18 protein-coding genes and 1 tRNA gene are annotated in these 17,280 nt (G+C 63.2%); 6 read left to right on the forward strand and 13 right to left on the reverse strand.

The features are described 5' to 3' along the window. Positions 1 to 6: 6 nt before the first annotated feature. The 8 genes from JHW44_RS05210 to JHW44_RS05245 form a co-directional block, all read right to left on the reverse strand. On the reverse strand, positions 7 to 1,125 hold the full coding sequence (locus JHW44_RS05210; protein ID WP_089343089.1) for an SPFH domain-containing protein: 1,119 nt from the start codon (positions 1,123 to 1,125) through the stop codon (positions 7 to 9). A gap of 99 nt (positions 1,126 to 1,224) precedes the next feature. Then, positions 1,225 to 2,064, reverse strand: a complete 840-nt coding sequence (locus JHW44_RS05215) for an alpha/beta fold hydrolase (protein WP_089343088.1) — start codon at positions 2,062 to 2,064, stop codon at positions 1,225 to 1,227. Beyond that, complete coding sequence (locus JHW44_RS05220; RefSeq protein WP_089343087.1) at positions 2,061 to 2,711, reverse strand: haloacid dehalogenase type II; 651 nt, start codon at positions 2,709 to 2,711, stop codon at positions 2,061 to 2,063. The genes JHW44_RS05215 and JHW44_RS05220 overlap by 4 nt, the downstream gene beginning before the upstream one ends. Then, on the reverse strand, positions 2,708 to 3,496 hold the full coding sequence (locus tag JHW44_RS05225; RefSeq protein ID WP_089343086.1) for an enoyl-ACP reductase FabI: 789 nt from the start codon (positions 3,494 to 3,496) through the stop codon (positions 2,708 to 2,710). The genes JHW44_RS05220 and JHW44_RS05225 overlap by 4 nt, the downstream gene beginning before the upstream one ends. A gap of 28 nt (positions 3,497 to 3,524) precedes the next feature. Continuing rightward, the gene (gene fabB, locus JHW44_RS05230) at positions 3,525 to 4,754 is read right to left on the reverse strand and encodes a beta-ketoacyl-ACP synthase I (RefSeq protein ID WP_089343085.1); all 1,230 of its coding nucleotides are present in this window, start codon (positions 4,752 to 4,754) and stop codon (positions 3,525 to 3,527) included. Positions 4,755 to 4,774: 20 nt separating this feature from the next. Beyond that, on the reverse strand, positions 4,775 to 5,284 hold the full coding sequence (fabA, locus tag JHW44_RS05235; protein WP_089343084.1) for a bifunctional 3-hydroxydecanoyl-ACP dehydratase/trans-2-decenoyl-ACP isomerase: 510 nt from the start codon (positions 5,282 to 5,284) through the stop codon (positions 4,775 to 4,777). A gap of 150 nt (positions 5,285 to 5,434) precedes the next feature. Further along, positions 5,435 to 6,307: a glycosyltransferase family 2 protein gene (locus JHW44_RS05240; protein WP_245846826.1), complete on the reverse strand. Its 873-nt coding sequence runs from the start codon at positions 6,305 to 6,307 to the stop codon at positions 5,435 to 5,437. Next, the gene (locus JHW44_RS05245; RefSeq protein ID WP_179217635.1) at positions 6,304 to 6,978 is read right to left on the reverse strand and encodes a hypothetical protein; all 675 of its coding nucleotides are present in this window, start codon (positions 6,976 to 6,978) and stop codon (positions 6,304 to 6,306) included. Before JHW44_RS05245 ends, JHW44_RS05240 begins: the two co-directional genes overlap by 4 nt. Before the next feature lie 303 nt (positions 6,979 to 7,281). Here JHW44_RS05245 and infC point away from each other — a divergent pair, with 303 nt between their 5' ends. From infC to JHW44_RS05265, 4 genes are all read left to right on the forward strand, one after another. Further along, the gene (infC, locus tag JHW44_RS05250) at positions 7,282 to 7,734 is read left to right on the forward strand and encodes a translation initiation factor IF-3 (RefSeq protein ID WP_245846848.1); all 453 of its coding nucleotides are present in this window, start codon (positions 7,282 to 7,284) and stop codon (positions 7,732 to 7,734) included. Between the two features lie 76 nt (positions 7,735 to 7,810). Further along, positions 7,811 to 8,278, forward strand: coding sequence for a dUTP diphosphatase (gene dut, locus JHW44_RS05255; RefSeq protein ID WP_089343081.1), 468 nt, complete (start codon positions 7,811 to 7,813; stop codon positions 8,276 to 8,278). Further along, the gene (locus JHW44_RS05260) at positions 8,275 to 9,306 is read left to right on the forward strand and encodes a HesA/MoeB/ThiF family protein (protein ID WP_089343080.1); all 1,032 of its coding nucleotides are present in this window, start codon (positions 8,275 to 8,277) and stop codon (positions 9,304 to 9,306) included. The genes dut and JHW44_RS05260 overlap by 4 nt, the downstream gene beginning before the upstream one ends. 60 nt (positions 9,307 to 9,366) lie before the next feature. After that, complete coding sequence (locus JHW44_RS05265) at positions 9,367 to 11,391, forward strand: M3 family metallopeptidase (RefSeq protein WP_089343079.1); 2,025 nt, start codon at positions 9,367 to 9,369, stop codon at positions 11,389 to 11,391. A 31-nt stretch (positions 11,392 to 11,422) separates the two neighbouring features. Here JHW44_RS05265 and JHW44_RS05270 read toward each other — a convergent pair whose 3' ends face one another. Beyond that, positions 11,423 to 12,025, reverse strand: a complete 603-nt coding sequence (locus JHW44_RS05270; protein WP_089343297.1) for an SH3 domain-containing protein — start codon at positions 12,023 to 12,025, stop codon at positions 11,423 to 11,425. A 205-nt stretch (positions 12,026 to 12,230) separates the two neighbouring features. Between JHW44_RS05270 and JHW44_RS05275 the strand changes: the two genes are divergently transcribed. Both JHW44_RS05275 and JHW44_RS05280 read left to right on the forward strand, forming a co-directional pair. After that, on the forward strand, positions 12,231 to 13,232 hold the full coding sequence (locus JHW44_RS05275; protein ID WP_089343078.1) for a 2-hydroxyacid dehydrogenase: 1,002 nt from the start codon (positions 12,231 to 12,233) through the stop codon (positions 13,230 to 13,232). Between the two features lie 43 nt (positions 13,233 to 13,275). Then, positions 13,276 to 14,493: an MFS transporter gene (locus JHW44_RS05280; RefSeq protein WP_272850302.1), complete on the forward strand. Its 1,218-nt coding sequence runs from the start codon at positions 13,276 to 13,278 to the stop codon at positions 14,491 to 14,493. Here JHW44_RS05280 and panB read toward each other — a convergent pair. The 4 genes from panB to JHW44_RS05300 all read right to left on the reverse strand — a co-directional run bounded on the left by panB (position 14,490) and on the right by JHW44_RS05300 (position 17,223). Next, complete coding sequence (gene panB, locus JHW44_RS05285) at positions 14,490 to 15,299, reverse strand: 3-methyl-2-oxobutanoate hydroxymethyltransferase (RefSeq protein WP_089343077.1); 810 nt, start codon at positions 15,297 to 15,299, stop codon at positions 14,490 to 14,492. The genes JHW44_RS05280 and panB overlap by 4 nt on opposite strands. Before the next feature lie 13 nt (positions 15,300 to 15,312). Then, on the reverse strand, positions 15,313 to 16,170 hold the full coding sequence (panC, locus tag JHW44_RS05290) for a pantoate--beta-alanine ligase (RefSeq protein ID WP_089343076.1): 858 nt from the start codon (positions 16,168 to 16,170) through the stop codon (positions 15,313 to 15,315). Positions 16,171 to 16,261: 91 nt separating this feature from the next. Beyond that, positions 16,262 to 16,855, reverse strand: a complete 594-nt coding sequence (locus JHW44_RS05295) for a TetR/AcrR family transcriptional regulator (RefSeq protein ID WP_089343075.1) — start codon at positions 16,853 to 16,855, stop codon at positions 16,262 to 16,264. Between the two features lie 293 nt (positions 16,856 to 17,148). Beyond that, positions 17,149 to 17,223 (reverse strand) — tRNA-Gly (locus JHW44_RS05300). Positions 17,224 to 17,280: the final 57 nt, after the last annotated feature.

Raw genomic sequence — 17,280 nt, forward strand, 5'->3', positions numbered from 1 at the left:
GACAGGTCAGCGCGGCAGGGGCGGCGGCATCATCGTGAACAGCTGTGCCAGTTCCGGAACATCGTCGGCAGGCAGCCAGCCATCCTGACCCGGTGTCCAGACAAGCGTATCGCGCGTGAATTCCCCCTTTGCCGCCAACCGACCCAGATGCCCGCGCCCGTAGGGGCCATCGGCCTTGCCGTCGCGGGCGACATGCCAGACGGTTTCCACCTGCTTTCCCGGCAGTGGCGGCGGTGCCACTGGTGCCGGTGCGGCCTGTTGTTGCGCAGCGCCCCCCCAGGGGCCGCGCGTCAGGCCCATGCCCATGGCGGCCCCCATGGCCGCGCCCATCCCGGCCCCGGCGCCGCCCTGGTTCTGGCTGGCATTCAGCGCCGCCTCGCTGGCGGCATATTGGCTGAAGCGGTCGAGATCGCCGATGATGCCCATCGATGTGCGCTTGTCCAGCATCTGCTCGACGGCCTGGGGCAGGCTGATATTCTCGATGTAGAATTCCGGAATCGCGACGCCATAGGCCGCGATCACCGGCTCGATGGCCTTGGCGACCATCTTGCCCAGCTGGTCGGTATTGGCCGCCATGTCCAGCACCGGAATGCCCGAGCCGGCGATCATGCGCGAAAACTCCTGCACGATGACATTGCGGATCTGAAAGCTGATTTCGTCGCTGGTGAATTCGCCATCGGTCCCGACAATTTCCCCCATGAAGCGTGCCGGATCACTGACCCGCATGGAATAGGTTCCATAGGCGCGCAGCCGGACCGGGCCGAATTCGGGATCGCGGGCGATGATGGGATTCTTGGTGCCCCATTTCTGGTTGTTGAACCGCGTCGTGTTGACGAAATAGATTTCCGACTTGAAGGGGCTGCGAAAGCCGTGGTCCCAGTGCTGCAGCCGGGTCAGGACAGGCAGGTTGTTGGTTTCCAGCAGATAGAGACCGGGCCCAAAGACATCGGCCAATTGCCCTTCATGGACAAAGACCGCGGCCTGACCTTCGCGGACGGTCAGCTTGGCACCGTATTTGATCGCATGGCCGACGGTTTCAAAGCGCCAGACCATCGTGTCGCGCGTGTCATCGGTCCATTCGATGATGTCGATGAACTCGCCACCGAAAATGTCGAAAATGCTCATCGCGATGCCTTTCGTCTGACGCAGTTTGTCCGCAATCCAATCATCGACGCGAGAGCCACCTTGTCAATGATTTGCCAAGCGGTCGCGTCGGATCGCCGCTCAACCGGTGAAACGGGTCTGGCATTGCTGCAGCCAGTCCCGGATCGCGGGTTGCGCCTCGGGTTCGTCCAGCCAGGGAATATGTGCGCGGTCGGGGACCTCGGCAAAGATCATGTCAGGGCGGCGTGCCTGCATTCTGGCGGCGACCTCGGGCGACAACAGATCGGAATTGGCGCCACGGATCAATGCGACGGGCATGTCTGCGGTGGCATCCCACAGGGGCCACAGATCCGGTGCCTCGCCCTCGAAGGCGGCCAGAAAGGCCTCGCGCAGGCTGGGGTCATAGCGCAGTTTCAGCCCGTCATCGGTCTGCTCATAGTGCTTTTCGGCATCCGCGCGCCAACGTCCCTCGGGGACATTGGCGAAACCCGGCATGGCAGCAGGCAGGCGCTCTGCCAGGGCGTCATAGGTCGGCGCGGCCGGTGCGCGGCCGATATAGTCGAAAATGCGCTGCAGCCCGGCTTGCTCGATCTCGGGGCCGACGTCATTCAGGCACAGGCCCAGCATCCGGTCATGCGCCATCGCCGCCAGCAGCAGGCCGATCAACCCGCCGCGAGAGGTTCCCAGAATCGCGGCCTTCTCGATGCCCAGATGGTCCAGAAGCGCGATGGCGTCCTTGCCTTCCTGCGGGACCGTATAGGTGGCGCTGCCGGTATGATCCGACTGTCCGCGCCCGCGATAATCCATCCGGATCATCCGCACATCTTTCATCTGCGGCGCGACATAGTCGAAATCGGCCATGTTCCGGGTCAGCCCTGCCAGGCAGAGCACGGGAAGTCCGGTGCCTTCGTCGGAATAGGCCAGTTTCGCGCCGTCGGCGGTGGTGAAATAGCGGGTCATTGCAGGCCTTTCAGGTCGGCTAGAATCCGGACCGGACGTTGGGGCAGGCGGTCTGTTGGCAGTCTCGAACGGTTGACCCAATTGGTCACAAAGCCAAAACGGGTGGCGCCGTAGATGTCCCAGCCATTTGAGGACACGAAATTGATCTGTTCGGGCGCGCAGTCGAAGTGATCGGTCACGATCCGATAGCTTTCCTCGGCGGGTTTGAAGCGACCGACTGTCTCGACCGAAAGCAGCGCATCCAGCCGGTCGCCGATTCCGGCGCTTTGGGCAGCATCGGCCAGCATCTGTGGCGAACCATTGGAGAAGATCGCCGTTCTGGCCCCCTTGGCGCGCAGCCGGTCCAGGACCTCGGGCACTTCGGGGTAGGCGGGCAACTCACGATACAACTCCAGCAGACGGGCAGCCTGATCGGCCGTGGCGCCATGGCGCTCGGCGGCCCAGTCCAGGGCCTCGGATGTGACCTGCCAGAAATCGGCGTGATCGCCGGTGATGGCGCGCAACCAGCTGTATTCCAGTTGCTTGCGCCGCCAGTCCGCCGACAATGCCGCCCAGATATCCTTCAGCGCGGCATCGGTTTCTGCGGCCTGGCGCGCGGCTCCGTCGACATCGAACAGGGTGCCGTATGCGTCAAAGACATAGATCACAGGTTTTCACTCTGAGGCATGCCCAGAACGTGATAGCCGCCATCCACGGTCACGATCTCGCCGGTGGTGCAGCCGCCCCAGTCCGACAACAGCCAGACTGCGGTGCCACCAATCGCCTCCAGCGTGGCATTGGCCCGCAGCGGGGCATTGGCCTCGGTGTGGCGGAAGGTCTTGCGTGCGCCGCCAATGGCCGCACCGGCCAGCGTCTTCATCGGACCGGGCGAGATGGCGTTGACGCGGATGCCGTCGGGGCCAAGATCATTGGCCAGATAGCGGACCGAGGCTTCCAGTGCCGCCTTGGCCACGCCCATGACGTTATAGAACGGCGTGACCCGGTTCGAGCCGCCATAGGTCAGGGTGATGATGCTGCCGCCTGCTTCCATCAGCGGATGGGCGCGACGTGCGACCTCGATCAGCGAATAGCACGAGATTTCCAGGCTGTGCTTGAAATTCGAACGGCTGGTGTTCACGAAACGGCCGGTCAGCTCTTCCTTGTTGGAATAGGCGATGGCGTGGATGACGAAATCCAGCTTGCCCCAACGCTGCTGGATCTGCTCGAAGGCCAGATCCAGAGAGGCGTCGTCGGTCACATCGACATCAAGAAGAAAATCCGATCCGACGCTTTCCGCCAGCGGGATGACGCGCTTGCCAAAGGCCTCGCCCTGATAGCTGAACGCCAGTTCGGCACCTTCGGCGGCGGCGGCTTTGGCAATGCCCCATGCAATGGACCGCTCATTGGCGACCCCCATCACAAGCCCGCGCTTGCCCTTCAGAAGATCGCCCATGTTAGGTCCTTCTCGTCGTTGACTTTTCTTATTCCAGGAACTTCGACATCAACAGGGATGCGTTGGTGCCGCCAAAGCCGAAGCTGTTGGACAGAACCGAATCCAGCCCTGCATCGTCCACCCGGGTCGTCGCAATTTCACCCGGGTTGATCTCGGGGTCCAGTGTCTGCACATTTGCAGATGCTGCAATGAAGTCATTTTGCAACATCAGCAGCGAATAGATCGCCTCATGCACACCGGTTGCGCCAAGGCTGTGACCGGTCAGCGACTTGGTCGAGCTGACCGGCGGGGTGGACCCTTCGCCAAAGATGCGGCGCACGGCCTTCAGTTCGCCCAGGTCACCGACCGGGGTCGATGTGCCATGCGCATTGATATAGCTGACCTTGCGGCCCTCGGGCAGGGTGCTGATGGCCAGGCGCATCGCGCGTTCGCCCCCCTCGCCGGAGGGCGCCACCATGTCATGGCCGTCCGAAGTTGCACCATAGCCGGTGACCTCGGCATAGATCTTGGCGCCACGCGCCTTGGCATGTTCCAGTTCTTCCAGAACGACGACACCGCCCCCGCCTGCGATCACGAAACCGTCGCGGGTCGCGTCATAGGGACGGGATGCGGTTTCGGGCGTGTCGTTGTATTTCGACGACATCGCGCCCATGGCATCGAACAGGCAGGACAGGGTCCAGTCCAGTTCCTCGCCGCCGCCGGCGAAGACGATGTCCTGCTTGCCCATCTGGATCTGTTCGACGCCATTGCCGATGCAATGCGCGCTGGTCGCGCAGGCCGAGGTGATCGAGTAGTTGACGCCCTTGATCTTGAACGGGGTCGCAAGACAGGCGGAATTGGTCGATGACATGCAGCGCGTGACCATGAAGGGGCCCATGCGTTTGGGCGCGCCCTTTTCGATGACGATCTGATGGGCGTCAAAGAAGTTCGAGGTGGATGGTCCGCCCGATCCCATGATCAGGCCGCTGCGGGGGTTGGAGACATCGCTTTCCTCCAGCCCGCTGTCCTTGACCGCCTGTTCCATGGCGATGAAGTTATAGGCCGCGCCCGGTCCCATGAAGCGCAGGTTGCGCTTGTCGATGTGGTCTTCCAGCACGATCTGAGGCATGCCGTGCACCTGGCTGCGAAAGCCATGTTCGGCATATTCAGGTGCTGCAACAATGCCCGAGCGGCCGGTGCGCAGGCTTTCAGTGACCTCATCGGCATTATTGCCAATGGGGGATACGATACCGAGCCCGGTGATGACGACGCGTCGCATGGGGGCCTCCTCTTGAGTGATCAGCTGGTCGACAGGGCGACTTTCATGTCCTTGACCTGGTAGATGACTTCGCCATCTGCCTCGACACGTCCATCCGCGACACCCATGGTCAGGCGGCGGGTCTGCACGGCCTTGGTGAAATCTACGAAATAGCGCAGCATCTTGCGGTCGGGGCGCACCATTCCGGTCAGCTTGACCTCGCCGACACCCAATGCGTAACCGCGGCCTTCCCAGCCGCGCCAGCCCAGGTTGAAGCCGGTCAGCTGCCACAGGCCGTCAAGACCAAGGCAGCCGGGCATGATCGGGTTGCCGGGGAAATGGCATCCGAAGAACCACAGGTCCGGATTGATGTCGAATTCCGCCACGACATGGCCCTTGCCATGGGGGCCGCGATCTTCCGAGATATCGGTGATGCGATCCATCATCAGCATGGGCGGTTCGGGCAATTGGGCATTGCCCTGGCCAAACAGCTCGCCCCGCGCACAGGCAAGCAGATCGTCGCGATCAAAGCTGGTTTGGGACATTGCCATGCATCAAGCCTTTCGTGTGGCGCTAGGCCAAAGTGGGTCTAAATCGTAAACTTAACAAGTTCGAGGTTCCATCTATCATTCGCAGTGAAGCCGGTGCAAGTCAAAGCGATCCGCCGGGTGGTCCAGCGCGGGACGACGCCGGAAACGGTGCTAGAACCACTGTCCCGGTTCCATCAGGCCCAGGTCCATCAGCTGCCGGGCATTCCATTCGAACCTGTGAGAGCTGCGCCAGGCAAAACTCGAAATCTCGTCACGCGATCCGGGGTTGGTGGTCAGGGCCTTGGCGACGCGAAAGGACGCGATGGCCGCCGTCAGGTTGTGATGCCATGGGCAGGAAAAGGTATTGTATTCCTCGATGTTGAATCGGTGATCGGCGGTGACGCGCAGACCCTTGGCGGCGCGGAACAGGGCGATGCGGTCAATGCGGCGCCGGTCGGGGGGCAGGAATTCCTCGAACCGCCAGCGCAGGCCGCCATGGAAATTCAGTTGCCGCTCCTTGGCATGACCCTTGTTGTCCTGCCGGGCCAGGGCGTAATAGCCGCTGCGGTCGAACATTGCGTCCTCAAGACAGACCGCGTTGGGATGGGCCGAGAGGTCCGCCGCGTAAAGATCCACCACATAGGTCAGCATCGCATCCCGGCGTTCCTCGGTGTGGAAGGTCAGCATCTCGCCGATGCGGCGGGTTTCCGAAAAGGGGTAGAACAGGAATTCGGCATTGAAGCCGTAATAGATCCATGTGCCTGCGGGAACGGCGTCATTGACGGCATTGACCGCCTGAACATGCGAGGCAGGCTGGCGCGTGTTCCACATGACATTGGTGATGCGGCCCTCGGCTTCCTCGGGCAGGGTGATGGCTTCGGGCGACAGGGCCAGTATGTGGCGGAAACCGGCCTTCAGGTGGTGTTGAAGCGTTTCCTGAACCACGACGTCATCCTCGATCAGGATGATGGCCAGGGGGCCGCGCTGGATCGATGCCGGTTTGCGGGCCAGGAACTCTTGCAGATGCATCGGGGCAGAACTCATTTCATGACGGCCTTTACCTGTTCCAGCGCCGCGCGCAGCAGATCGGGATTGGCCGCTGCCGTGTCGATCAGCCGCTGCAGCGTGGCCTTCTGAACCTCAGAAATATCCGCGTCACGGATGATTGCCGAAACCTTGTCGGCGTCGAAACCTTCGGGCGTCAGGGCATCCTCGATCCGGGCGGCCACCGCAGTCGCATCCGCGGCCACGGCTGCTGCCTCGGCCGCGTCCCGGGCGGCCTGTGCTGTCGTTTCGGCATCGCTGTCGGCTTGCGGGGCGGCGGCTTCGGCGGCGCGACTTGCCGCGTCAAGCGCGGCCTCGGCAGCGGCTTCGGCCTCGGTCGCGGCCTTGTCGGCCTGGGCGATGCCGCTGTCTTCCGAGGCGCGAACCGCTTCGGCGGCGGCATCTGCGGCGATGGCCGCCGCATCCGCGGCAGCATCTGCCGCCGCGTCCGCCTTGGTCGCCGGGTCTTCGGTCGGCGTGGCATCGGTGACGGCCTCGGCGGCCTGCTGGCTATCAGCCGCAGCGCTTTCGGCCAGTTCGGCGGCCTCACCGGCGGCCGTGTCGGGCACGGCGGCGGTTTCATCCTCGGGGCGCGAATCGGAACCTTGTGCCCACCACCATGCGGCCGCGGTGGACGCCAGAATCACGATAATCAGGGAAAGCTTGCGCATGGTTTGATCATCCTTTCAGATGCAGGGGCTCCGACGCAGAATGCGTTATGGCACAGCCACAAAACGCCGAAAAGGCCGACTTGATCCCATATCCGTCGCGATCAGGTGCCAAAACCTGTCGAAAGCGCATCCGACAGGCTGTTATTCGGTTGAAACGGGCGGTGGTCGCGACTATTTTCCCCACATTCCAGCCATGGCCATATAAGGAGCAACGCCATAGCCCGCCGACCGCATAACGCACCGCCCACCCGTGACACCGGCCCCCGCGTCAATGAACGCATACGTGTCGCCGAAATCCGCCTGATTGGCCCCGACGGAGAGAATGTCGGCGTTGTGCCGCCTTCGGTCGGACTTGAGATGGCAAGGGATTCCGGGCTGGACCTGGTCGAAATCTCACCGAACGCGGCCCCGCCGGTCTGTAAGGTCATGGACCTCGGCAAGTTCAAATATGAACAGCAGAAACGCGAGGCCGAGGCCCGCCGGAAGCAGAAGGTCATCGAGATCAAGGAAGTGAAGTTCCGTCCCGGAACCGACACCCATGACTATGATGTCAAGATGCGCAATGTGATGAAATTCCTCGAAGGAGGGGACAAGGTCAAGGTCACGCTGCGGTTCCGTGGCCGCGAAATGGCGCACCAGGATCTTGGTTTCGAATTGCTTAATCGGGTGCGAGACGATGTCGGCGAAGCCGGCAAGATCGAGTCCATGCCCAAGATGGAAGGCCGGCAGATGATCATGATGATCGCGCCACGCTGACATCCGGTGACAGAACGATGATATCAGGCCGCGCCGGCATTGCCGCGCGGCCTTTGCAATGAAAGGGGCAACTGACATGCAATCACCCAGTATCGGGATTAAATGGCTTGAGACGGCGGATCGCGATCTTGGTTTGCCGGTCTATCAGACAGCAGGGGCTGCGGGTGCGGATCTGCGCGCGAATTTCGCCCCCGAGGATCGCGCCGGGATAAGCCTTGCCCCCGGCAAGCGTGCCCTTGTCCCCACGGGGCTGGCCTTGCAGATTCCGCAAGGTTGGGAGGTGCAGTTGCGTCCCCGTTCGGGCCTGGCCCTGAAGCAGGGGGTTACGCTGGCAAACAGCCCGGGCACGATCGACAGCGACTATCGCGGCCCGCTTGGGGTGATCCTGATCAATCTGGGCGAGACCGAGGTTCATATCGCCCATGGCGACCGGATCGCGCAGATGGTTGTTGCCCCGGCGCCCCAGGCAGAATTCCGTCCTGTCGAGGATCTGGATCAGACCGGGCGTGGCGTCGGCGGCTTCGGTTCGACCGGAGCCAGATGATGCCGGGACTGTGGTTGCTGGGCGGGCTGGGGGCGCTGGGGTTGGTCCTGCGCCTGCCGGGCCGGATCGTTCTGGCGATGCTGTTCCTGCTTTGGGCCGGAATTGTCCTGCTGCTGGCCCTGCTGCCCGACATCGCAGCGGCGCAGATGGTCGGCGGTAGCGCGGTGCACTGGCTGGTCGGGGGCGGTATCGTCGCGCTTGTCCTTGGCTATCGCGCCATGCTGGGTCGGTTGCGGGCCCATGCGATCCAGCCGGTGCAGGCGACCGTCCGGCATGACGATGAAGGCCTGTCGGATGCCGAGCTTGACCGCTATGCCCGCCATCTGGTCCTGCGCGAGATCGGCGGGCCGGGGCAGATGCGCCTGCGTCAGGCGCGGGTGCTGATCGTCGGTGCAGGCGGTTTGGGCGCGCCGGTCTGCCTCTATCTTGCCGGGGCAGGGGTCGGGCATATCACCGTCGCTGATGATGATCAGGTCAGCCTGTCCAATCTGCAACGCCAGGTCATCTTTCGAAGCGACCAGCGCGGCGAGGCCAAGGCCTCTGCAGCCGCCGGTGCCATGACCGCCCTGAATCCCCATATTGCCGTCACCCCGCTGAACCGTCGCGTTACCGCCGAGGATGTCGATCTGATTGCCGGGCATGACCTGGTGATTGACGGCACCGACAGCTTTGCCTCGAGACAGCAGGTGAATGCGGCCTGTGTCGCCGCGGGTGTGCCCCTGCTGGCGGGTTCGATCACGCAATGGGAAGGGCAGTTGACGCTGTATGATCCGGCGCGCGGCGGGCCATGCCTGTCCTGCCTGTTTCCGCAGGAACCGGCTGCCGGGCTGGCACCGGCCTGTGCCGAGGCGGGCGTGGTCGGGGCGCTGCCCGGCGTGCTGGGCAGCCTGATGGCATTGGAAGCGATCAAGCTGTTGACCGGCGCGGGGCAGGATCTGCGCGGGCGGCTGATGCTGTTTGACGGCCTCTATGGCGAGAATCGGACGATCTCGGTGACGCGGCGCAAGGATTGTGCCGTCTGCGGCTGACGCTCTACTGGAAACCGGTTGCCTGGCGTCCTAGGTATTCCCCAAATACAGGAGACGCCCATGAATTCCGAACTGACCTGCTGGACCGGTCCCGAGGGGTTGCCGCGCTTTGATCTGATTGCCGATGAGGATTTTGCACCGGCGTTCGAACTCGAGCTGGCCGCCGCCGAAGCTGCGCATGAGGCGATTGTCGGCAATCCCGCGCCCGCGACATTCGATAACACCATTGCGGCAATGGAGACCGCCGAACAGGGGCTGAACCGCCTGCTGTCGGTGTTCTACACGCTTGCGGGCGTTGATTCGAATCCGGCGCGTCAGGCCCTGCAACGCGATTTCGCGCCCCGGCTGGCGGCCTATGGCAGCAAGACCAGCATGGATCCGCGTCTGTTTGCACGGGTGAAGCAAGTGGCCGAAGGCATGGATGCCCTGCCGCCACAGGATCGCCGCATTACCGAACTTGCGCTGCGCGACATGACCCGCGCCGGTGCCGGGCTGACCGGAGAGGCGCGCGACCGCATGGCGCAGATTCGCAGCCGGATGGCGGTTCTGACGACCGAATTCACCCAGAACGTCCTGACGGATGAGCGCGACTTTGTCCTGCCGGTTTCGGAAGATCAGCTGAAGGGTCTGCCCGACTGGCTGCTGCGCGCCATGCGCGCCGCGGCGGCGGAACGCGGGCGCAGCGGTCTGGTCATGACACTGAACCGTTCGTTGATCGTGCCGTTTCTGGAGCATGCCGAGGACCGGGCGCTGCGTGAAGTGATGTTCAAGGCCTGGACGGCACGGGGAACCGGTAATGGCGCCGGGGGCGAGGATAGCAACAATCTGCCCGTCGCCGCCGAAATCCTGGCGCTGCGCCACGAGCGTGCGCAGCTGCTGGGCTATGCCGATTTTGCGGAATACAAGCTGGCTCCCGAAATGGCGGGCAAGGCCGATAATGTCGAGGCCTTGCTGGGCCAGGTCTGGCAGGCTGCCGTCGCGCGTGCGCGCGAAGATGAAGAAAAACTGACCGCGATGCTGCATGAGGACGGGGTGAATGGTCCGTTGGAGGCATGGGACTGGCGTTTCTATGCACAGCGCCTGCGCCAGCGCGAACATGATTTCGACGCCTCGCAGGTCAAGCCCTATCTGGGGCTGGAGGCCATGGTGGGGGCGGTCTTCGATGTGGCCAAACGGCTGTATGATCTGGATTTCACGGCGATCGAGGCACCGCTTTGGGCGCCGGATGTGCGGGCATGGCGGGTCACGCGCGCAGGTCGCCTGATGGCGATCTTCGTGGGCGACTATTTCGCGCGTCCGGGAAAACGCTCGGGTGCCTGGTGTTCCTCTCTGCAGAAACAACACAAGATCGGTGCCGGACAGCGCGCAATCGTGGTCAACGTCTGCAATTTCACCCCGCCCGAACAGCCCGGAGCGCCAGCTTTCCTGTCATGGGATGATGCGCGGACCCTGTTTCACGAATTTGGTCACGCCACGCATCACATCCTGTCGGATGTGGACTGGCCGTCGATTTCGGGCACCTCGGTCGCGCAGGATTTCGTCGAACTGCCCAGCCAGCTTTACGAACATTGGCTGGAACAGCCCGAGGTTCTGGACCGCCATGCACGCCATTTCCAGACCGGCGAGGCATTGCCTGCTGATCTGCGCGACCGGCTGATCGCGGCGGGAAATGCCGATGCCGGTTTTGCCACCACCGAATATCTGGAAAGCGCGCTGGTCGATCTGGCCTTCCATCGCGGCACGCCACCGCGTGACATCATGGCGCGACAGGGCGAAGTTCTGGAATCTCTGGGCGCGCCAGCCGCGATTCCGATGCGCCATGCCTCGCCCCATTTCGCGCATGTCTTTGCCGGCGACAGCTATGCCAGCGGCTATTACAGCTATATGTGGTCCGAGGTGATGGATGCCGATGCCTTCGCCGCCTTCGAGGAAAGCGGCAATATCTTCGATCCGGCCACGGCGCGGCGTCTGGAAGAGACGATCCTTTCGCGCGGCGGCTCGGCCCCGGCCGAAGAGCTGTGGCTGGCCTTTCGCGAAAGAATGCCCGGCGTCGATGCCTTGCTGAAGGGGCGCGGGCTGGCCTGATTCCCTGTGGCGGCCGTGAACCGGCCGCCGCTTATTCGCGGATTTCGTCGGGGTCGACGCCCCAGAGCGATGTCTTCATCACCCAGCCGCGCTGGCCGCCACCGGTGATGCGGCACCAGTCGGGTTTGCATTCGCCCAGACGCACGATGGCCCCTGATTCGGCGCGGGCGACGATATCTGCATCCTGATGCGGGCGGCTGCGCAAGGCGACCATATCCTCGGTGACGACGGCGGTGCGCACACCGGACAACAGCGCGTAATGCACCCAGCCCCCGGCTCCGTCCTTGTCCTCGACCCGGCGCCAGTGACCGAATTCGGCCACCACACGCAGCGGCATGCCTGCGTGGCGGAACACCCAGTCGATGCGATGGGACAGGCTGGGGCCGCGGCGGGCATTGCCCTCGCTGCCCTTCAGGCTGACATAGCGGGGCAGGGGCAGATTCGTGACCGGCCCGCGCTGTTGCTGCGCCGGGGCTGCCTGAACGCGGATGACGGCGGTGCCATTTGCCATGCCGGGTGGGGCGTTGCCGCCGCTGCCGGCGGTGGCTGGCAGGGCGATTCCCAGCATGATGGCGCCCGCCAAGAGCATTCTTCCGACCGCGTGGCGACAATCCCGGGAAGCGGTAGTATTCATGTCATGCCTGTTCCTGCTTGCCCGTGTCCGGGTCTGTTCGCATCCGTGTTGCCGTTTGATCCGGTCGGTGATGCCCCCTTGCCAAGGCAAGGTGAAATCGGGACCGGAGGGGTCTTGTGCCTGCCCCGCAACGCGGGCAGTTTGCCAAAAGCCGTCATGCAATGGAAGGTCGGCGCCGACACGACTTCGAGAAAGTGAGGTTTCCATGCACAGCATTCATCCCACGCGTCAGAAATTGCGTGTCTCCGTGACGCGCCGCCTGCCCGAGCCGGTCGAGACGCGCATGAAAGAGCTGTTCGATGTCGCGTTGCGCGAAGACGACAGCAAGATGACGCGCGAAGAATTGATCGCCGCGATGCAGGGCAGTGATGTCCTGGTGCCAACGGTCACGGATCATATCGACGCCTCGATGCTTGCGCAGGCGGGCGACAGGCTGAAGCTGATCGCGAATTTCGGTGCCGGGGTCGACCATATCGATGTCACCACGGCGCGCCAGCGCGGCATTCTGGTGTCAAACACGCCCGGAGTCGTCACCGAGGATACTGCCGACATGACCATGGCGCTGATTCTGGCGGTCACGCGGCGCATTCCCGAAGGGCTTGCCGAAATGCAGGCCGGGCGCTGGGGCGGCTGGTCACCGACCTCGCATCTGGGCGGGCGCGTCGGCGGGCGGCGGCTGGGCATCCTGGGCATGGGTCGCATCGGCCAGGCCGTGGCGCGTCGTGCGGCGGTCTTTGGCATGCAGGTCCATTACCACAACCGGCGGCGGCTGCGCCCCGAGGTCGAGGACGAACTGCAGGCCACCTATTGGGAAAGCCTTGACCAGATGCTGAGCCGCATGGACGTGATCAGCGTCAATGCGCCCCATACGCCGTCAACCTTCCATCTGCTGAATGCCCGGCGGCTGAAGCTGCTGAAGCCCACCGCCGTGGTCGTGAATACCTCGCGTGGCGAGGTCATCGACGAGAATGCGCTGACCCGGATGCTGCGCGCCGGGGAAATCGCCGGTGCCGGACTGGACGTCTTTGAACACGGGCATGAAATCAATCCGCGTCTGCGCGAACTGCCCAATGTGGTGCTGCTGCCGCATATGGGGTCTGCCACGGTCGAAGGTCGCGCCGAAATGGGCGAGAAGGTCATCATCAACATCAAGACCTTTGCAGACGGACATCGTCCGCCCGATCTGGTCGTGCCCAGCATGTTGTAACGGCTGCTGCGGGCGCTATCCGCCCTGTCAGGCAGATGAACAAATGAGGTTCCTGATGGTCATGCGGATCGGGGCAGAGCGCGCGGCCGTGTCGGCGCTGTTTCTTGCCAATGGGTTGATGATCGGCAGCTGGGCCCCGAAACTGGCCGTGCTGATCCATCGTCTGGAGATTTCCGAAGGCACTGCGGGGCTGGTCGTCCTGTGTCTTGGGCTTGGTTCGCTGGTAATCATGCCTGTTTTCGGGGCGATGACGGCGCGAGTCGGATCGCGCCGCGCAGTTTGCCTTGCCGGTCTGCTGGCGGCTCCGACGCTGCTGCTGATCACAATGGCCCCGGGGCTGGTCGGGGTTGCGATCTCGGTCTTTCTGTTCGGTGGCCTTCTGGGCGGCATGGATATCGCGATGAATGCCAATGCCGTCGCCTTTGAAAGGGCGCGTTGCCGCGCGATCATGTCGTCCTGCCACGGTTTCTGGAGCCTTGGCGGGGTCATCGGCTCGGGGCTGGGCGGCGTGGTCCTGGCGGCATGGGGCGAGGTCGCGCATGCCGTGCTGATCACGGTGCTGTTCCTGGCGATTCTGGCATTGGCGCTGCCACGCACACAGGCGGACAGGCCTGCGAGCGATGTCCAGCGGCCACCCGTCAGATTGCCGCGTGATCCGCTGCCCTATGTTCTGGGATTCGTGGCCCTGTGCTGCATGGTGCCCGAAGGCGCGATTCTGGACTGGGGCACCGTCTATCTGCAACGCGAATTGGGGGCCTCTCTGGCGCTGGCCGGTTGGGCCTTTGCCGCATGTGCCGCGACCATGGCCATCGTCCGATTCGTCGGGGACATGCTGCGCCAGCGTTTCGGCGCGGTCGGCATGATGCGCGTCAGCGCGATCGTCGCAATTTGCGGGCTGGTCGTGGCGGGCAGCGCATCAGGCCCGCTTGGCGCGATCGCGGGGTTTGGCCTGGCCGGGATCGGTATCGCGAATCTGGTTCCCATCGTCATATCCGCCGCCGGGAACCTGCCCGGCATGGCCCATGGGGTCGGCCTGTCGATCGTGACCGTGATGGGCTATTCGGGCATATTGCTTGCGCCCGGCAGTATCGGGTATCTGGCCGAACGGATGAGTTTCTCGTTCATCTATCTTGGGTTGGGCGGGCTGCTGCTGGTGCCGCTGCTTCTGTCCGGCCTGATGCGCAGCGCAAGCCTGAATGCGGGAGAGCCGGATGCTCTTGGGGCTTCAGGCAGTGCGCAGGGCGTCGACCACGCCGCCTAGCGGTAGGTCTGTTCCTCGGCCGGAAAGCTGCGATCACGCACGGCTGCGGCATATTCCGCAATGGCCCTGGCGCAATCCTCGCCGGCATTTCCGAACTTGCGGACGAAACGGGGCACCCGGCCCGACATGCCCAGCATGTCATCCAGCACCAGGATCTGGCCGTCACAACGTGCCGAGGCGCCGATGCCGATGGTGGGCACGTCGATCGCATCGGTGATCCGGTCGGCCAGTTCGGCAAGCACGCCCTCGACAACCACACAGAATGCCCCTGCGGCGGCAATGCTCTTGGCGTCTTCTATATGCATCGGCCAACTGTCATGGTCGCGGCCCTGTGTCTTGAAACCACCCATGACATGGGTGGCCTGTGGGGTCAGGCCGACATGTCCCATCACCGGAATGCCGCGCCGGGTCAGGAAAGCCACGGTTTCGGCCATGCGGGCACCGCCCTCCAGCTTGACCGCGCCGCATCCGGTTTCCTGCATGATGCGCGCGGCATTGTGAAAGGCCTGCTGGGGGCTTTCCTCATAGCTGCCAAAGGGCATGTCGATCACCACCATGGCCCGGCTGGAACCGCGCATGACGGCCTGGCCATGCAGGATCATCATCTCCATCGTGACGCCAATGGTCGAGGGCAGGCCGTGCACCACCATGCCAAGGCTGTCTCCGACAAGGATCAGTTCCGCATGCGGGTCGATCATCGCGGCCATGGGAGCCGTATAGGCGGTCAGCGAGACGATGGGCGTGCCATTCTTGCGGGCTGCGATCTGGGGGGCGGTGAAGCGCTTGACGGGGGCTTGTGCGGACATGGGAACCTCTTGCTCAGGGGCAGGCGGTGCGCTGATCGATCAGCAGCACATCGCCGAAACGAACGGCCAGCAACATGACGATGGAACGGTCGATGCGGGTGATGCGGGACAGGTTCTGCGCGTCGCGAATATCAATGGAGCCGATCGTCGCGCGCGGCTCGCTCTGCAGGATACGGCGCAACTCGCCCCGAAGTGCCGTCAGGCCACAGCCCTGTTCGACCATCTCCTGTCCGCGATCCAGCGCTCTGTTGAGGACGGTGGCCGCCTTGCGATCTTCGGGTGTCAGCCGACGGTTGCGCGATGACATGGCCAGCCCGTCAGCTTCGCGCACGGTCGGCACGCCAAGGATCTCTACCGGCATGTCCAGGTCTGCAACCATCTGCCGCACGATCGTCAGTTGCTGGTAGTCCTTTTCGCCAAAGGCGGCGACATCGGGGCCGACGATGTTGAACAGCTTGGTGACAATGGTCGTCATGCCACGGAAATGACCGGGCCGCAGCCGTCCGATCAGCATCTTCGACAGGCCGGTGACCTCGACCACGGATTGCGCGCCGGGGCGATAGATTTCATCGACGGTGGGCAGGAATGCGGCGTCGCATCCGGCCTGATCCAGCAGACGCAGGTCGTTGGCCTCGTCGCGGGGATAGTGAATCAGGTCGGCGGCCTGATCGAACTGGGTCGGATTGACGAAGATCGAGGTGACGATATGACCGCCTCCGCGCTCATCCAGCCAGGCGCGCGCGCGCGTCAGCAGTTGCAGATGCCCCTCGTGCAACGCACCCATCGTGGCGACCAGGGCGACAGGTCGTCCCTGGTGGCGCCATTGCCCAACACAGTCCCGGATCGCCTGTTTGCTGCGGCAGATCTGCATATACTGGTCCTCCCCGCCCTCCCGGCGTGGAAGCCTACCTACATGAACAGGACGGTTTCGCACAAGTGCTGCGTTGCAGCATCGGCATGGATCAGCGATCCGGATCCGGCGGAAGCAAAAGCAATCGCAGCAGGTTCTCGAAAGGAGGGGTGGGTGCCGGCGCGTTCGGGCGGGGATTGTTCATCCTCATGACCGCATAACCATGCGCCATCGTCCATACGGCGTGTTCGACCTCCAGCGTGTTGCGGCCATTGGTAAAGGGACGACAGCTCTTGTGCAGGATCCGATAGCAATCCATGGCGATCCGTTTCAGTTCCGGGTCCGCATGGGTGGCCTCGGCGAACATCAGCCGAAACAGCGGCTCGTTCTCATCGCAGAATTTCAGATAGGCCTGCAGCCTGACCGTCAGGCGCTTGAAGGGATCTGGCTGGGAATCATTGCCGTTTTCCCGCTCTGCGGCGCGCAGGCTTTCCAGCAGCATTTCGAAACCACGCCGGGCGATGGCATTGCGCAACCCGCTCAAGCCATTGAAATGATGCGCTGGTGCGGCATGTGACACGCCGGCGCGCGCCGCCGCCTTGCGCAGCGTCAGGCCTGTTTGCCCGGATTCGCGCAGCAACGCCAGGCCGGCGTCGATCAGGGCTTCCTGCAGGTTTCCGTGGTGATGTGGTCCCTTCTTTGTCATGAATCATGATCTTTTGTACATGTTTTACAATGTCAAGTTGGGTGCTAGCTTCAACCCAGCCCTGCTTTTAGATTGTACCTGACGGGCAAAGGTGGGCGCGCGTCAGGTGTGTAGGTTCACGATGATTGGGTGCCCGCCGGTTGCCTCGGCCTGACCAAAGCGTTTTCATGACGAATTCATTGCTTGACTCGGGTCGGGGCTGCCATTTCTGATTGTGTTCCCAAAGGATAGCACAACGGCCGCATTGCGACATCAAAAAAGGCCGAACCACGAAGGTTCGGCCTTTTTTAAATTGGAGCGGGCGATGAGATTCGAACTCACGACCCTAACCTTGGCAAGGTTATGCTCTACCCCTGAGCTACGCCCGCATCCGTTCCCTCTGGCGTTCCGTGTTACCGTATCGCCTTCGGTGAGCGGTGATTTAA

Source organism: Paracoccus seriniphilus (assembly GCF_028553745.1).
In the GTDB taxonomy this organism is placed as follows: Bacteria; Pseudomonadota; Alphaproteobacteria; order Rhodobacterales; family Rhodobacteraceae; genus Paracoccus; species Paracoccus seriniphilus.

Excerpts from the sequence above, each read along its gene's own strand:
- JHW44_RS05210 (WP_089343089.1), bottom strand. The coding sequence starts at position 1,125 with ATGAGCATTTTCGACATTTTCGGTGGCGAGTTCATCGACATCATCGAA.
- JHW44_RS05215 (WP_089343088.1), bottom strand. The coding sequence starts at position 2,064 with ATGACCCGCTATTTCACCACCGCCGACGGCGCGAAACTGGCCTATTCC.
- JHW44_RS05225 (WP_089343086.1), bottom strand. The coding sequence starts at position 3,496 with ATGGGCGATCTTCTGAAGGGCAAGCGCGGGCTTGTGATGGGGGTCGCC.
- fabB (WP_089343085.1), bottom strand. The coding sequence starts at position 4,754 with ATGCGACGCGTCGTCATCACCGGGCTCGGTATCGTATCCCCCATTGGC.
- fabA (WP_089343084.1), bottom strand. The coding sequence starts at position 5,284 with ATGGCAATGTCCCAAACCAGCTTTGATCGCGACGATCTGCTTGCCTGT.
- JHW44_RS05240 (WP_245846826.1), bottom strand. The coding sequence starts at position 6,307 with ATGAGTTCTGCCCCGATGCATCTGCAAGAGTTCCTGGCCCGCAAACCG.
- JHW44_RS05245 (WP_179217635.1), bottom strand. The coding sequence starts at position 6,978 with ATGCGCAAGCTTTCCCTGATTATCGTGATTCTGGCGTCCACCGCGGCC.
- dut (WP_089343081.1), top strand. The coding sequence starts at position 7,811 with ATGCAATCACCCAGTATCGGGATTAAATGGCTTGAGACGGCGGATCGC.
- JHW44_RS05260 (WP_089343080.1), top strand. The coding sequence starts at position 8,275 with ATGATGCCGGGACTGTGGTTGCTGGGCGGGCTGGGGGCGCTGGGGTTG.
- JHW44_RS05265 (WP_089343079.1), top strand. The coding sequence starts at position 9,367 with ATGAATTCCGAACTGACCTGCTGGACCGGTCCCGAGGGGTTGCCGCGC.
- JHW44_RS05270 (WP_089343297.1), bottom strand. The coding sequence starts at position 12,025 with ATGAATACTACCGCTTCCCGGGATTGTCGCCACGCGGTCGGAAGAATG.
- JHW44_RS05275 (WP_089343078.1), top strand. The coding sequence starts at position 12,231 with ATGCACAGCATTCATCCCACGCGTCAGAAATTGCGTGTCTCCGTGACG.
- JHW44_RS05280 (WP_272850302.1), top strand. The coding sequence starts at position 13,276 with ATGAGGTTCCTGATGGTCATGCGGATCGGGGCAGAGCGCGCGGCCGTG.
- panB (WP_089343077.1), bottom strand. The coding sequence starts at position 15,299 with ATGTCCGCACAAGCCCCCGTCAAGCGCTTCACCGCCCCCCAGATCGCA.
- panC (WP_089343076.1), bottom strand. The coding sequence starts at position 16,170 with ATGCAGATCTGCCGCAGCAAACAGGCGATCCGGGACTGTGTTGGGCAA.
- JHW44_RS05295 (WP_089343075.1), bottom strand. The coding sequence starts at position 16,855 with ATGACAAAGAAGGGACCACATCACCACGGAAACCTGCAGGAAGCCCTG.